This window comes from Rhizobium sp. BIGb0125, assembly GCF_024810055.1.
Taxonomy (GTDB): Bacteria; Pseudomonadota; Alphaproteobacteria; order Rhizobiales; family Rhizobiaceae; genus Agrobacterium.
The window spans coordinates 144744-160481 of record NZ_JANUDV010000006.1; the positions used below are offsets into that span (position 1 = coordinate 144744).

A 15738-nucleotide genomic window follows, 5' to 3' on the forward strand; every position below is an offset into this window, starting at 1 on the left:
CAATACGCATAGCAGCACCAAAACGACCGTGACTTTTGACGCCCTGCCATAACCCCGGTTCGAGGAAAGTTGGCTTGGTGTTTCAAGGCTAGCCCCACGGACAATGCAGAAACCCATCTCTTCATCAGAAACGGTGAGATTCCTGGCTACATGACGTGCGAACCCGACGCCAATGGAGTCGATCTATGCAACATCAATTTTTCCCGGGCGTCATACCCATCCAAGGACAATAGCGAAGCTCTTATCGAACGGCTTTCAATTGGCGAGTTTAGCGCAAATCAGGTCGAAGAGTTCTTTGCACATTTTCCAAAGTTCGGCACGCAAGGTGATACCGTTATCGAGACGCAGTTTTTGAATACCTTATATTGGGCCCTCGATCTGTTTTCACATGGTGTGAAACGGATAGATTGATTGCCGAATTTATTGAGTACGAGCGAAGCTCTTGAGCGGATACGAACCTACGCCCCGCTCACTCTTCGCCACCACATCTATTATTTATCAAGAACTTACAGATCCGGGTGACGGTTGACGTCCTTGTAGAGCAGGTAGCGGAAACGGCCCGGGCCGCCGGCATAGCAAGCCTGCGGGCAGTAGGCGCGCAGCCACATGTAATCGCCGGCTTCGACCTCGACCCAGTCCTCGTTCAGCCGGTAGACGGCCTTGCCTTCCAGCACATAGAGCCCGTGCTCCATGATATGGGTTTCCATGAACGGAATGCTGGCGCCTGGCTCGAACGTCACGATATTCAGATGGAAATCATAACGAACATCGTTCGGATCGAGAAAGCGGGTCGTGCCCCAGCACTCGTTGGTATCTGGCATCCAGTCGAGCGTGCATTCGTCCTCATGGATGAAGACCGGCGGCGGCGCCTTAAGACCTTCGACGATCTTGAACACTTTGCGTACCCAGTGGAAACGAAGCGGCGCAGCACTGTCATTTTTCAGCATCCATTGACCGCCAGCCGGGATATAAGCAAAGGAGCCGGTGCGTAGCGGCCGGTCCTTGCCGTCGTAAGTAATCGTGCCTTCGCCCTCGACCACGAAGATCGCGGCCTGCGCGCGGGCATCCGGCTCCGGCTTCATGCTGCCGCCGCCTGGCGCCACTTCCACGATATATTGCGCGAAGGTCTCGGCAAAGCCGCTCAAGGGGCGCGAGATGATCCAGGCGCGCGTCTTTTCCCAATGCGGCAGGACACTGGTGACGATGTCGCTCATCACGGTCTTCGGGATTACCGCATAGGCGGTGGTGAACACGGCCTTGCTGGTAAGCGTCTGCGTCTGTGGCGGCAAGCCGCCGACCTGCGAGAAATACCGGCCATTTGTCATTCGGCAGCTGCCTTTGAACCGCCCTGACGGTTTTCCCATTCCTGTGGCGTCAACGTCTTTATGTCGAACTGATCGCGGGTGCGGGTATAGGTATGTCCGCCCATACGACCGACGGCATCCATGAGTTGCTGGTCGATATGCAGGTTCGACGCGTTGACGGCATCACTGCGAACGAACACGCCGACGACTTCACCAAGAATGATCTCGCGTGCCGGACCGACCTGAAGCGTTGTGTGGCGACGGCATTCCAGGGCGGCAGGCGCGGCCAGAATGCGCGGGCTTTTCACCATCTGGCCCGGTACGGTTGCAAGGCCTGCTTCTTCCATCTCGTCCACTTCAGGGCCGAACTTGATGGCGCAGACTTCCATCTGGTCGACCAGCGCATTGTCGCAGATGTGGACGGTGAACTCGCCGGTCTCGCGGATATTGCGGGCGGTGTCCTTGAAGCGCATGTCGGAATAATTCTCGACGCCGATCGCGACGATTGCCGGATCATGGGTCAGCACATTGAAGAAACTGAAGGGGCCGGCGTTCGGTTGCCCGTCCTTGCTGACGGTCGTCACCAGCGCGATCGGCCGTGGGATGACTGTGCCGATCAAGATCTTGTAGCGTTCGCGCTCGGTGAGCTTGGCGAAATCGAAATGGGTATGGTCGATCATTTCAGGCCTCAACAGCGATACGGTGGGTTTCAAGCGGGGTGTGGCGCGACAGGTTCTCGAACCCGTCTCTGGTGACGACATACATGTCCCCGACATTACAGCCGGCCGACAGCGGTTCCAGCCACTGCGTGTGCAGCACGAACACCATGCCCTCCTCCATACGGTCATAGTTGTGGGAAGAGATGTTGAAGCTGTTTTGCCCGCCGGCCATGCCGACGGAATGACCGAGATTGGGGTTATGCGGCCCATGGGTCGCCGGATAGACATGCATCAAGGTGCGGCCCTGGGCTTCCCAGTCGATGTTCTTCACATACTGACGCGGGATCAGGCGAGCGCTGCCATCGTCCATCGGAGCCCAGTTATAGGGCATGGTGCGCGCCTCAGGCGAAGACAGCATGCCGCGCTCGATCATCGGCTCGAAAGCGGCATTGTTGACGTCTCGCATCAACGCACCCGGCCGGATCAGCTTTTCGGCGCGCTTGACGCCCTCGGTGCAGGCAGCCAGCACCTCTTCCTGCCGCTTGGTGATCTCGCCGACGGCAATCATGCGGGCGGTTTGTGCGGTATAGCCGCGATAGGTGATGTTGGACACATAGAGATTGATCAGGTCTCCCGGTCGCACGACATGGCCGTATGGCTTGCCGCAATGGGTGCCGAATTCGTTGATACCGATCTGGTAACCGTCACCGGTCTCGCCGCCGAAGGAGAGTTGCGCCTGGGTGAAGGCAGCATAGATCTCGTGGTCAGTCACGCCCGGTTTTGCCACATGATAGGCCGCCTGTGTGGCGATGCTGATGAGCTGGGCGGCAGCGCGGAACATCTCGATCTCGCGCGGCGAGCGCACCTTCTGCATCCGGTCGAGAATGGCATTGTCGGCAACGAATTTCACCTTCGGCATCAACTCATCTAGCCCTGCCCAGAAGGTCAGTGAGGTCCGGTCGCCGATACGCCCGATCTGCGCCTTGGAAAGCCCCATTCCGGCCAGCAGTTCGGCGCATTTTTCCGCCGTCTTGATGACGCTGTCGCCCGGACGATCCGCATATTCCCGGCCGATTGGTCCGATCTGCCAGATGTCCTCCACCAAAACCGGTTCGCCGCCCGGCGGCAACAGCACGGACTGGGTGAAGAAGGACAGAAGGACCATCGGTTTGTCGACATCCGTCGGGATGATCAACACGCCCTCGCGCATCCAGTCGCAGATATAACGCAGATAATGGTTGGACGTGTGGAACCAGCCCACCCCACCGGTATGGACGATCAGCGCATCATGTCCGGCCTCGACCGCCTGACGGCGGATACGGCGCAGCCGATCCTCAAATTCCTCGACCGGCAGGGGGAGCGGGGCGGCAAAATCGAAATCCGGCTGGAAATCGGCAAGCAGCGATCCGACGCGGTAGGCTCCTGCCTTGGTGGCATTCATGTTCATTGGGGGTATTCCTTCCAGGATTATTTTTGCATCAGGCTTGTCGTGAGGGCGCCAGCACCCGCCTTGCCACCAGCATCACCACCAGGGTCAGGCCGATCAGCAGGCCGGACATGGCGGCGACGCGCACATCGAGAGATTCCTCGATCAGCGCGAACATCCGGAGTGGCAGGACTGTCGTCTGCGCATCGGCGAGGAAGAGCGAGACGGAGACGTTGTCGAGCGACTGAATGAAGACGAGGAATGCGCCGGCGAGAATGCCGGGGGTCAGCAAGGGCAGGATCACGCGCCTGAGCGTCGTTACCCAGGTCGCCCCCATCACCGTCGAGGCTTCCGCCAGCGAGGGATTGATGCCTTGCGCAACGACAGAGGCGGCGCGATACATCAGCGGCCCGAACACCACGACATGGCCAACGACGGTGAGCCAGAGCGACGGCTGAAAGCCGACGAAATTGGCGACGATCAGAGCTGCGAGACCATAAACGAGGCTCGGCAGCACCAGCGGGGCGAGAAGCAGCGGTTCGATCGTGTTGACTGAACGGCGACGCATCCGTGCCATGCCGATCGTGGCGGGCACAGCAAAGAGCAGCGAGCCGAGGACTGCGAGGCCCGCGATCTTCAGCGAATTGCCGGCCGCGATATGTTCCGTGCTGGAGCGGAGCGGGTCGAGCAGCGCCTCGTACCAGCGTAGCGAGAACCCTTCCGGTGGATATTTGAGCGTCTGTCCAGCTGTGAAGGACATGGTGATGGCGATCACGATCGGGGCCACCAGATAGATCAGGCTCAGGCCGCCGAAGCCGAAGACGAATGCCTTGTAGAGAAAAGCGGGGAGCGGGTTTTCGGATTGGTTACGCATGGCCGACGAGCCTCCGGTGACGAGAAATCATGGTCATGGCGACAAGCAGGATGCCGGTCGACAACAGGAGCACCACGGCGATCGCCGAGGCCATCGGCCAGTCGAACAGCGTACCTACCTCGCGGTAGATCAGTTGCGGTACATAGACATTGCGAGCACCGCCGATGACGGCCTGGGTGACGAAGGACGCGCTGGTGCTGGCGAAGACAAGGATCCATCCCGCCAAAAGGCCGGGCAGCATCATCGGCAACAGAACCGTGACGAGAATGCGCCAGGGGCCGGCACCCGAAACCTGCGCGGCCTCGGTATAGGTGACCGGGATGCGCGACAAGATGGCGACCAGCGGCAGGATGATCAGCGGCAGGTCGATCTGACACATGGCCATGACGAGGCCAAGTTCGGTGGACATCAGCGAGAACGGACGCTCGGCAAGTCCAAGCGCCACGAATGTCTCGCTGATCGGTCCCTGCCGCCCGAGGATGACGATCCAGGCAAAGGTGCGCACCACATTGCTGGTCAGCATCGGGATCAGCGTCAGGAAAATGATGATCTGGCGGGCGGTCTTGCCGCTATGCCAGTAGAGAAGCGCGATCGGCACGCCGAGCAGGGTCGTGCTGACGATGGTCTGCAGGCCAAGCTTGGCGGTGTTAATCAGGACACGGTAGTTGAACGCATCGCCGAGAAAGCGCGCATAGTTGTGCAGTGACAGGCCGTCGGGGCCGATAAAGCTGAACCCGACGAGAACGGCGAGCGGCGTCGCAAAGAACGCCACCGACAGCAGAAGCATCGGGATAACGTATGGGAAGCCGCTCGCTTTCATGGCGCTACCTCAACCGGCGACGAGGGCGTCGAACTGGCGGATCCATTCCGCACGGTTCTTGTTGATCGCGGCCCAGTCCGGATAGACGAGCGAGGCCAGCTGTTCGCGCTTTACATAGGCTTCGATGCCTGGCGTCAGTTCTACGTCCTTGTTGGTCGGGAACATTTCGCGTGGCGGCATCTTCAACTGGTCCTGCGCGGCCTTGGAGATCGCGGCATCCATATAGGCATAGGCTGCATCGACATTCTTGGCGCCCTTGGTCAGATGGATATTGACGGGCGCTGCCGGCGAGCCGGTTTCAGGCTGAACGAACTCCGCCTTGAGCCCAAGAGCCTTGAGCTTGGCGACATTGCCCGTCGAGCACATGAAGACGGCGATCTCGCCCTGCTGGAACAGTGTCATCTGGTGGTTGGTGCTGGCAACGACACCCTTGATGTGTTCCGGATGGTCTTTGAACAGCTTGAAGACGGCATCCATGTCGGTCGGGCCGGAGCCAAAAATCTTGGCGATCTCGGTATAGGCCATCACGCCGGTATTGGAGGCAAAGCCGGTCCACGAAACGAGGCCTTTGTAGGCCGGGTTTTCGAAGAGATCGCGATAACCTTTGGGTGCCGGAACGAGATCGGGGTTATAGGCAATGCCGTTGACTTCGACCGTCACGGTCGGGCCGTACTCGCCCTGGAATGCCGGATCGAGCATGCCCCAGTTCTTCAGCTTCGACGGGTCGATCTTCTGGATAAGGTCGTTCTCGACGGCGACGGCCATCTGGCCGGGCGACATCAGCAGCGTGTCGTAAGGCGGGTTGCCGGGGCTTGCCATGACCTTGGCAAGCTGATCCTGCGCCATGGCCGGGGCAACTGTCAGATCGAAACCGGCCGCCTTGACGAGCGGCGTCAGCACGCTGCGATAACCGTCTTCCCAATTACCCGGAAAGGTCGCGGCAACAGCAGTGCCACCGGCCGCGCGGGCAGCAAAAGGAACGGTCGCGGCTGCAGCCGCACCGGCGGCAAGCAGTCCGAAATGACGTCGTGTGATGTTGAAGTCTTGCATCTGTTCACCTCTGTTGTTGTTATTCACGGAATGCTTCCGGTTCGCTCGGAAAGGCGTGACACCTCATGGTGTCTATCTCGGCAAAGAGCTGTGCTCCCGGCTCGGGAATGAAGGTCGAAGGTCCGCGGACCTCCGAGGCACGAAGGTTGGTCCCGTCTTCGAGAAGGAGATCATGGACAAGGGTGGGTCCAAGCGGCACTGACACGGTCAGCCTCGCCGGCAGCGCCGATGCGCTCGGCGTCGCAGACAGGCGAACGTCCTCCGGACGGAAGGTAATCGTGACCGTGGAGCCCGTGGTAAAATTCAGGCGGCGCTGCAGAACGAGAGCCTTGCCATTGGTAAGCGCGATCGTGGTTGCCTCAGCCTCCAGGCGGTCCACTTTCCCATGCAGCACATTGGCCTGTCCGATGAACGTATTCACGAACAACGTTTTCGGCCGGTCATATACGGCCATCGGCGTGTCGATCTGTTCGACATTGCCTTTGTTCATCAGCACGAGACGGCCGGCGAGGCTCTGCGCCTCTTCCTGGTCATGGGTAACGATCAGCGTGGTAATGCCGAGCGTCTTCTGCAGATGAAGCAGTTCGACCTGCAGGTCGAAACGCAGCGCCCGGTCCAAGGCACCGAAGGGCTCGTCGAGAAGCAGAAGCGAAGGGCGGCCTGCGATCGCGCGGGCCACCGCCACGCGCTGCTGCTGGCCGCCGGAAAGCTCGCGCGGCAGTCGGTTGCCAAAACCCTTCAACTGCACAAGCGAGAGCATTTCTACCACCCGCTCACGACGCTCGGTGCGCGCCACCTTTTGGCAGGCGAGCGGATAGGCGACGTTCTCGGCCACCGTCAGGTGTGGGAACAGCGCGTAGTTCTGGAACACCATGCCGATACCACGCGCACGGGCCGAGACATTGGCAAGATCCTGGCCGCCAAGCTGGATCAACCCGCTTTTCGGCTGGATTAGGCCCGCAATGGCGCGCAGCACCGTCGACTTGCCGCACCCGCTCGGCCCCAGAAGCGCAACGATCTCGCCCGCCTTTATCTCGAACGAAATGTCGCTGACCGCATTCTGCCCGCCATAACTATGGGTCAGGCCACGAACGCTTAGCTCTCTGCCTTCTGCTGCATTCGAAGCCTGCGGCATGAATATCCCCTCGGGTTGCGCCTGACCTGACGAGAGCATCGCGCTCGCCGGCATCAGGCGGAGATGTGATCGATCGGCAAATTTGAGTTCGCTCTGGGTCATGGCAAAGGATTTGCAAGCAACGTGCCAACTCTACAATGAGCGCGGTCGAACATGGATCAACCAATTGATTAACATATTCAATTTTTGGTTTATCTAGTTTCGTATATCCATAATTACGGATCGGCGGCATAACGTAACAATCTATAAATTGTGCATCATTAGCGACTGAACGATGATTTGATGTGCACCGATTTCGGCTTGTCAGCGTAGAAATCGTGCCGTTTCACCGCTTTGCGCCACTTGCGCGGATGTGCCATCGATCTCGGGTATGCAAAGGATAAAGAGTAAAATCAGTAAATTAGCTAGCGCCAACCGAGTCCGGTCGGCCCTGCGGTAGCTTAAAGGTCATTTTTTCATCAAAGTATGTTCGCACGGATATGCGAAAATTTGTTCGAATTCCCTAGAATATTTTAGATGAAAAAATATCACATGAAAAACAACAGCATACAGATGCTATATCCAAGGTGGCATGGTGATTGCATCGAACTATCCTGAAAATTCACGACGTAGAAATGTGAAAAGGGGTTCCGCATGCATAGCTTCAAGAAAACTCTCACAGCCGGTCTTGCAGGCATCGCGTTCGCGCTCATCGCATCGACTGCACAGGCCGCGGAAGGCGCGCCCGTCAAGATGGTGCCGGATGCGGACGTGGCCAAGCTTCCGGGCATCGCCTTTAATCAGAAACTGGCCGACAGCCTGCCTGCCGCCATCAAGGGCAAGAAGGTCATCAAGGTTGCGACGGACCTGACGCCGCCGATCAGTTTTCAGGATGAAGCCGGCAAGCTCGTCGGCATCGATGCGGACCTTGCCGCGGCGCTGGGCGTCATTCTCGGCGTCGATATGCAGATGACCAATGTCGGCGCGGGCGCGGCAATCGTTCCGGCCGTGTTGTCCAAGCGTTTCGACATGACGCTCTCCGGCATCAATGACGACGTGGAGCTGGAAAAGCAGGTCGATGTGATTGACTACATGTATGATGCGACGACCATCATGACGACCAAGGGCAATCCCCTCGGAATCAAGAGCATGGAAGACCTCTGCGGCAAGAAGGTTGCCGTGCCGGTCGGCACTTTTCAGAACAGGCTGGTCGTCGCCGCATCGGCAAAATGCACGACGGCGCCGATCGAGATCATGTCCATCCCGAAAATGCCGGACGTCCTGCAGGCGGTGCGCACGGGTCGCGCCGATGCAACCGTCAACGGCTACGCAACCAGCGTCTACACGACCGAAAAGCAAACCGGCAAGGGTGTCGGCCTGCAGGCGCTACCGGATGTACGACTTGCCGTCGGTTATCTCGGCATGTTGGTCTCCAAAGACAATCCGGAACTGCGCGATACGGTGGTCGCCTCACTCCAACATATGGTCGATAGCGGCGCCTATCAGGCGATCATGGAAAAATGGAGCCTCGGCCCGCTCGCCGTGAAGACCGTCAAGTTCAACGACGCTGCCTCGATGCCGGTGGACTGAGCCATGTCTTTCGCCCAACAGTCTCTCAGCATGCCAATGGCTCCTCCGATCGGCAAGACAGTTCGGTTCGGGCAGCTCGTGACTGGTGCCGTCGCGATCATCGCGCTGGCTCTCATGCTTCTGGTCATTGGGCGGAATCAAAGCGTTCAATGGAGTGAAATCCCGCGCTACATGATCGACCCCGTCATTCTCGACGGCGTCGTCCTCACGCTCGAACTAACGGCCGGCGCCATGGCCGCCGGCATCGTTATCGGTTGCCTCGTCGCCATCATGGCGACCAGCCAGAACGTTGTCCTGAAGGCGATCGCCGTCGCCTTCGTCTGGTGGTTTCGCGGCGTACCGCTGATCGTCCAAATCTTCTTCTGGTTCAACATCGCGCTCTTCATTCCTGAGATCGGCTTCGGTTCTTGGTCCGTCTCGGTCAACGACATTGTGACACCCGCCCTTGCAGGCTTTCTGGCGCTCGGCCTGCACGAGGCGGCTAATATGAGCGAGATCATCCGTAGCGGTCTGACAGCCGTGGATCGGGGACAGCGCGAAGCCGCATCCTCTTTGGGCCTCAGACCACTCCAGACCTTGCGGACTGTCGTCCTCCCGCAGGCAATCCGTCTCATCGTCCCGCCGACCGGCAACCAGGCGATCGGCATGCTGAAGGCGAGTGCCATCGTGTCGGTTATCGGCATGCAGGATCTGCTGACACAGGCACAGGCCATCTATGCCCGCAACTTCCTGGTCATTGAACTCCTCTGCGTCGCATCACTCTGGTACCTCGGCATCACCACAATCGCCTCGGTGGGCCAGCATTATCTGGAACGGAAACTGGCACCGAAAGGCCGCTCGAACAGCAATGAGAAGTGACCATCCGCAGGCCTAAGCGCCGGCCGCAGCTTCAAGAAAATTAAATCAAGCAGGGATCGCCATCGCAGCGCATCCCGTCAGGAAACACTAAGGAGATCATCATGAGACTGGGTATCGATAGCCAAAAACTTCCCGAGTTCCTGAAGCGCGGGCCGCTGGCAAGCCTCGACCATGTCAAGGAGCTTGGTCTTGGTGGCCTGTTCTTCCCGACCGTTCTCGACATGAGCCCGACGCTCGACAAGGGTGCGCTTCGCGAAATCCGGGCGAAAGCCGACGAGCTTGGGCTTTACCTCGAAAGCGGTGTCGGCAAGATCAATCCCTATTGCAGCGCCGAGGCTCCGGAATTCCGGGCGATCGGCGACGGCGACATCATTCTGGGCTTCACCCGGATGATCGAGGCGAGCGCCGCGATCGGATGCCTCGAACTGTGGATCTCACCGGGCAATTTCAAATCGGAATACCGTGGCAGGTTGGCAAATGACCGCTTTCGCACCGATATCACCTGGGACGAGCAGTTGCTGGCCATCGAGAAGATCTTGTTGAAGCTTGCTCCCGTCGCGCGCGCCAATGGCGTCCACCTCAACATGGAAACCCATGATGAAATCACCTCTTTTGAAATCCTCCGGCTGATCGAGAAAGTTGGCGATGACTGTATCGGCGTCGTGTTCGACACGGCCAACGGCCTGCAGCGTGGGGAACATCCGGTGTTTGCGGCAAAGCGCCTCGCGCCTTACGTCCGCCAGACGCATATCAAAGACGCCTATGTCGGCCGAGCATTCGGAGGTCTCGATTTCCAGACCCGCCCGGTCGGCAAGGGTATCGTGGATTTTCCCACGATCCTTCCCATCCTTGCCAAGGCAAATCCGGATCTAAACCTTTCGCTGGAAGTCGCAGCCTCTGTCGAAGACAAGCCGCGCAAGGCGAATCCGCGCCAATGCATCCAGATCGATGACCCGATCTGGCGCGCCGCGCATCCGGACCTGAACGCCGAAGAACTGGAGGTCTACATGGCTACGGTGGACACCTTCGAAGCGCGCGTGAAATCCGGCGAGATCCCGGATTGGGAAGCGTATGAGGCGAGCCAGTACGGCTATCCGACCTACGAGCGCCAATCCTACGGCTATGGTGAGACAGTGACCTTCATCAAGAACTCGGCTCGTTACATCGAGAGGCTATGCGCGGAGAAGGGCATCGCGCTTTCCCCGTCGACTGCCAAGCGCCACGCTGCATAAACCGGCACTCACCCAGTCTGTGGCGGTACTAGCCGCCATAGACATCTGATAACGTCTTGACCGGGTGGATTTCTGGCAGACGACGATATACGCAACAATATTTCTATGAACATAATTAGATCGAGCGGCTTGGGCCGCCATGCATCTGGAGTACCACATGAAAAGGACGCGCCGTCAAACGACGAAGGCAGCGCCGAAGGCCAACGCCTCGGCTGATGCGGCTGAAAGCGCCAATGACGACGTCTCCGAGCGGATTCGCACAACGCTCGCCAACGCCATAGGCGAGGGCGCTCTGAAGCCGGGGACGAAAATCCTCGAAGATGCGATCGCCGACCACTTTGGCGTCAGCCGCACCGTCGTCCGCGGCGCGCTCGGTGTTCTCGAAAGCGACCATCTTCTGGAGCGCAAGCGCAACCGCGGTACTTTCGTCGCCGAACCAGGCATCGAAGAAGCCAAGGCCCTGTTCGAGTCACGCCGCAAGATCGAACACGCGATCCTAGATCTCGTCATGGCCCGCGCCACCACCGAGCAACTGGATGCACTCGAAAAGCTGACCGACGAAGAAGAGCATATCCACCATCACGGCGACGAAAAGTCGAAGACGGTTCTCTCCGGTAAGTTCCATATCGTGCTGGCGGAACTCGGTGGCAATGCCGTCATGACTGAGATGCTGTCCAAAATCGTCGCCCGCCTGTCTCTGGTCATGGCCCTTTATGAGGAAGAAAAACAGGACGATTGCGGCGCTGACCACCACCGCCAGATCGTGACTGCGCTGAAGGCAAAGGATCTCGCCAAAGCTCAGCAATTGATGGATCACCACCTTGCCGACATTGAGGGCCGCGTACGTCTGACCGAAGGCCAGGGGGATCGGCATACGTTCCTGGCGGTGCTAGAGAACTTTTCCTGACCATTTAGGTCTTGAAAGGATACGGACCTAAGACCCGTAGTTTCAGCATCATTGAAATGATGTATCCATCTGATTTTGTTGGATACAACCGGTCTTGCGCCTCTCACGGCCGGAATTGATGGAACTCGACTATCAACTTGCTATTTTCGCGTAGGCCGCGCCACTCCATCAACGACTTGCTTACCCTCAGCAACTCGTTCGCCCGCGTCTGTGATTGCGACGATCACATACTCTTCGACCTTGTCTGTGCGTACCAAGCCGGACCGCTCAAGAAAACTTATGACCCCCCGAATTTCTTCTGGGGTCCCGTACATGCCGCATTTGTCCAAGCAAACCCCCAAAATACTGTCATTAGAGCGACCACATGCTTCACGGAGCATTAGCACCAGCAAAATCTGTAGAGCTTGATATTCAGACTTGGCTTTGCGGAAAACGTCTTCTTCATTACCGGCCATGCAATTTTCCTATCGAAGCGGAAGCTGGACCGTCCCTATCTAGCACTCTCGAGGACTGACGCTTCCAATTTCCTGCAGGTTCAAAATCTCCAGTTCAAGGACTGCATTGGAACGTGAATGGTATGGCCCACGTGTCCATGAGCAGTGACTGTGTCGCGGCCAGAATTTCGAGCTGCCCCTTGTCTCGCTGCCGGATCGCCTCCGATTTCGAGTATCCAGGTTGGACAGCGGTCATCTCGAAACGATAGTCGAATTCGCTCCAGCGGTTGTGCCACTGAATCAGGTCGACAACGCTGCCCTTCTCCAGCCGCGATAGACCATATCTCTTCTGTGTCGCCGTCTCGCGCTTTCTAAGTCGGGCGAACAACAGGTCGGGCCGTTCCCTCCACCGGATCGCTTTCTGCGTCTGGCCACAGACCTCGTAGAGATCGCCGACCCTCGCTGACGGGGTGACATCGCTCGCGTACTTGCAGTGGAACATCGCCACCGTGATGACGTCGCCCTCCTTCTTGATGGCCACGACATCCGCGGATTCACCGGACCCGTCATCGTCGAAGACGACATCGAATCCACCGCTCTGCAGGAGTTCGTCGATTACGCGCCGCTGGATGCTGGTCGCGTCCTTGTCCCTCCCCTGCGACTCCTTCCTGATGTCGACGCCCGTCCAGTCGCGGACGACCAGGCGCTCGGGATCGAACGCCGGAGCGTGGTCATCCGGCAGCTTGAGCAGCTCGGAGGCCAGAAGCATGTTTCCGTCAGCGAAGTAGATATGGGGCGGATCGTCCTTGAACCAGAACACGAGATCCGTTGTCTTCTTGCCGATGCGGACACCGCTCGCGGCCGTCGGAGTATAGTGCGCACCGGAGCCATCTATAGTCATCGCCACATCGACAAATCTGTCATCTCCGCCGACCCTCATAACGATCTCGGTACCCGGAACCTGAGACAGGATGCGGATCTCGCAATCGTAGAACGGAACCGAGACGTCGCCGAAAACCAATTCTACCCGGTCGTCATCGACATGGAGGACCGCCTCTGGCCAATTGATGGCGACGACGTGCTTTTCAGGCATCGAGGTAAGCTTGGTGGGCTGAACTAGCCGTCGCAGAATACCGTCGGGCTGGATCGATGAGTCCTGCAACTTCGCACCGATGACCTTGCACCACTCCATCCAGCCTGCGAACCCATGAACGGACTCGTATGACCAGATCTTACCCTTCGTGGAACACCCGATCGTTGACTTGCCACTTGCCGTGTAACCCTGGCCAAAGATGTTCGTCTTCATCCGGCCGCGATTGGCGGGGTCGTCGGTAAGCTGGGGGGCTATGTCGCTGCCCATGAACTGGGAATACCTGATCGGCTTCCGGACGGCTTCCGAAAGTCCGAGATGGCTTAGGATCAAGCGCTTGTAGCCGTCGAGCACCCTGAAGACATCGTCGCCGCGAATTCGCTTCGCATCGGCCCCGGCAACTTTTTCGGCCAGCCGCGCGTGAAGGTCGCTCAGATTCGAACTGCTGACATAGAAAAGCTGACGTTCGTCGTCCCAATGGCACGCGTACAAATGATATGCGGTATTGACGGGCTGCCTCATAGACGTCCATTTAAGCTTCTCTTCGGTTTTCAAAACCCAGACCGCGAGCCGCTCGGCGTAGTTGATCGACGGACCTTCGATAATGGAACCGGGGCCATAGGCATCGACGATCCTGTTTGGATCCCATCGTTCGCAAGTGGTCTCGTAGACGACCGCGCCGAGGCGAGGTGTCACCTGATCCAACGGAAAATCCGTCGGCGGCTGATCGAAACCCTCGAACACTTCCTGCCGCCGCTCTTCGCGGGCGGTGTTGCGGGTTCCGAGGCCTTCGAGCAGATGGTTCCAGTCGGCGTCTTCGTTATAGAGGGCCTGAAGGCTGTCCCGCATGCCGGCGGCCACGACGTTGGCGATCACCGTCGCGTCGCCAAGGTCTTTCCTCGTTCTAGTGAACCGCCCGACAAACTGTACGGTGATGGCTTCGCTCTGATGTTTGTCATGCAGCGCCGCGATCTTGAGTTCGGGAAGGTCGAAGCCCTCGCCCAACATATCTACGCAGACCACGATCCTGCTCTCTCCGGACCTCAACTTCCGGAGAGCCTCCATCTTCGCCTTCGAGGAGAGGCTGCTGTAAACGATAACGGGATTGTACTCCGGCAGAAGCTGGCAATACAGACGATGCAGCTTGACGGCGGTATCGATTATCCGGCAGCGCGCCATCGCGAGATGAACATGGCCCTCTGCCTCGTCTTGGACCATCGCTGCCTTGACGGCCTGGATGATCCGCAGGTCGGCGTCGTCCCGGTCAAGCCCGTAAATCGGCTTGAAGTGGATTTTCTTGAAGTACCTTTCAGCAAATGCCTTTGCGAGCGGATAGTTGTAGATGAACTTGCCATCGACGCGTCGTCCGTCGGTCCGGTACGGCGTCGCAGTGAACTGCAGGACAATGCGGTTAGCGAACTGCGCCCTGAATTCCCGCCACGTCTTGGCGGCGATATGGTGCGCTTCGTCGACGAAAAGGTGGCTGACAAGCTCCACCATCCTCATCTGGACTTCCCCGCCTGCCTTGGCGACCGCGTCCATCGTCGTAACGACGACGTTGACCCGTCTGAAGATTTCGTCGACCTCCTCAACCGACTTGGGGATTTCTTCCAGGGTCGCAACGACGGGTAATTTCGCTTCAGGAGCGAGACAGCCGCTGTCCTTGAGAACCCCGAGGCTCAGGAACTTCTCCGAGATCTGCGTCCGCAAGGCATCGCTCGGCACGACGACAAGAAGCCGCTCGACCTCGGCGACGACCATCAGCGCTAGCATCGTCTCGGTCTTGCCAGTTCCGGTTGGCATGACGATGGTCGCTGGGGCGGAAGAAGCAGTCCAATGGCCGAGGGCAGCATGTATCGCCCCTATTTGGGGCTTCCTGAGACCGCGCTGGACAAGGATATCACCAACTATTCGCTCTTCGGCAAAGGTGAATGCCCCTCGCCAAGATGCGCGTATCTCCGCGCACCCAGCTTCGAGTTGCTCGAACGGGATGCTGCTGGCATCGGCGGCGGCGGGTCTGATCCAGACACCTGGGGTCGTGTCTCTTCGGAACTCCGCCAGGCTCAAAGCTGCCGGATGGCGAAGTATCTCGTCGCTGGGCAGATCTACATCGGTCTTGCGAGGGATCACTGCCACCTCGCGCCGTCCATCGGCAGTGCGGAGAAACAGTCCCCGAACTCGCTTTTCAGTGAACTCGTTCGCAGAGGCGATCAGCTTGCAGCCGGGATGGCCAAGTTTCCTGACAGAGGCACCATGGATTTTACCAGCCATCGAGAATTGCGGCGGAAGCGAAATTTCGAGATCTTCTTTGAAAAGCGTATCCACGTCGCCTCCAGGCAAAAGAAATGCGGACCCTTTGCTGCACCCTCAATAGTAGTGC

Annotated in this window: 13 protein-coding genes; 4 read left to right on the plus strand and 9 right to left on the minus strand. The window is 58.5% G+C overall.

The features are described from left to right. Positions 1–506: 506 nt before the first annotated feature. The 7 genes from M2418_RS17815 to M2418_RS17845 are packed head-to-tail and all read right to left on the minus strand — an operon-like array spanning position 507 to position 7370. Entirely contained in the window at positions 507–1325 is an 819-nt protein-coding gene (locus M2418_RS17815; protein WP_259148227.1) for a bifunctional allantoicase/(S)-ureidoglycine aminohydrolase, read from the minus strand. Then, positions 1322–1984, minus strand: a complete 663-nt coding sequence (locus M2418_RS17820; protein WP_173998444.1) for a flavin reductase family protein — start codon at positions 1982–1984, stop codon at positions 1322–1324. The genes M2418_RS17815 and M2418_RS17820 overlap by 4 nt, the downstream gene beginning before the upstream one ends. 1 nt (position 1985) lies before the next feature. Continuing rightward, positions 1986–3410, minus strand: coding sequence for a Xaa-Pro peptidase family protein (locus tag M2418_RS17825; protein WP_259148229.1), 1425 nt, complete (start codon positions 3408–3410; stop codon positions 1986–1988). Positions 3411–3441: 31 nt separating this feature from the next. After that, positions 3442–4263, minus strand: coding sequence for an ABC transporter permease (locus M2418_RS17830; RefSeq protein WP_259148231.1), 822 nt, complete (start codon positions 4261–4263; stop codon positions 3442–3444). Beyond that, positions 4256–5083 (minus strand): ABC transporter permease, encoded by an 828-nt coding sequence (locus M2418_RS17835; RefSeq protein WP_259148233.1) that lies wholly within the window; start codon positions 5081–5083, stop codon positions 4256–4258. Before M2418_RS17835 ends, M2418_RS17830 begins: the two co-directional genes overlap by 8 nt. 9 nt (positions 5084–5092) lie before the next feature. Beyond that, positions 5093–6133, minus strand: a complete 1041-nt coding sequence (locus M2418_RS17840) for an extracellular solute-binding protein (RefSeq protein WP_132280820.1) — start codon at positions 6131–6133, stop codon at positions 5093–5095. A gap of 19 nt (positions 6134–6152) precedes the next feature. Beyond that, positions 6153–7370: an ABC transporter ATP-binding protein gene (locus M2418_RS17845; protein WP_259148234.1), complete on the minus strand. Its 1218-nt coding sequence runs from the start codon at positions 7368–7370 to the stop codon at positions 6153–6155. A gap of 531 nt (positions 7371–7901) precedes the next feature. Between M2418_RS17845 and M2418_RS17850 the strand changes: the two genes are divergently transcribed. From M2418_RS17850 to M2418_RS17865, 4 genes are all read left to right on the plus strand, one after another. Then, positions 7902–8837: an ABC transporter substrate-binding protein gene (locus M2418_RS17850; RefSeq protein WP_173998436.1), complete on the plus strand. Its 936-nt coding sequence runs from the start codon at positions 7902–7904 to the stop codon at positions 8835–8837. Positions 8838–8840: 3 nt separating this feature from the next. Next, positions 8841–9695 carry an amino acid ABC transporter permease gene (locus M2418_RS17855; RefSeq protein WP_206828743.1) on the plus strand — a complete coding sequence of 285 codons (855 nt, stop codon included), beginning with the start codon at positions 8841–8843 and terminating at the stop codon, positions 9693–9695. 101 nt (positions 9696–9796) lie between these two features. Beyond that, positions 9797–10927 carry a sugar phosphate isomerase/epimerase family protein gene (locus M2418_RS17860; RefSeq protein WP_259148238.1) on the plus strand — a complete coding sequence of 377 codons (1131 nt, stop codon included), beginning with the start codon at positions 9797–9799 and terminating at the stop codon, positions 10925–10927. A 157-nt stretch (positions 10928–11084) separates the two neighbouring features. Next, positions 11085–11834, plus strand: coding sequence for a GntR family transcriptional regulator (locus tag M2418_RS17865; RefSeq protein ID WP_259148240.1), 750 nt, complete (start codon positions 11085–11087; stop codon positions 11832–11834). A gap of 140 nt (positions 11835–11974) precedes the next feature. Here M2418_RS17865 and M2418_RS17870 read toward each other — a convergent pair whose 3' ends face one another. Further along, complete coding sequence (locus tag M2418_RS17870; protein ID WP_259148242.1) at positions 11975–12289, minus strand: hypothetical protein; 315 nt, start codon at positions 12287–12289, stop codon at positions 11975–11977. A gap of 94 nt (positions 12290–12383) precedes the next feature. Then, entirely contained in the window at positions 12384–15683 is a 3300-nt protein-coding gene (locus tag M2418_RS17875; RefSeq protein WP_259148243.1) for a DEAD/DEAH box helicase, read from the minus strand. Between the last annotated feature and the right edge of the window lie 55 nt (positions 15684–15738).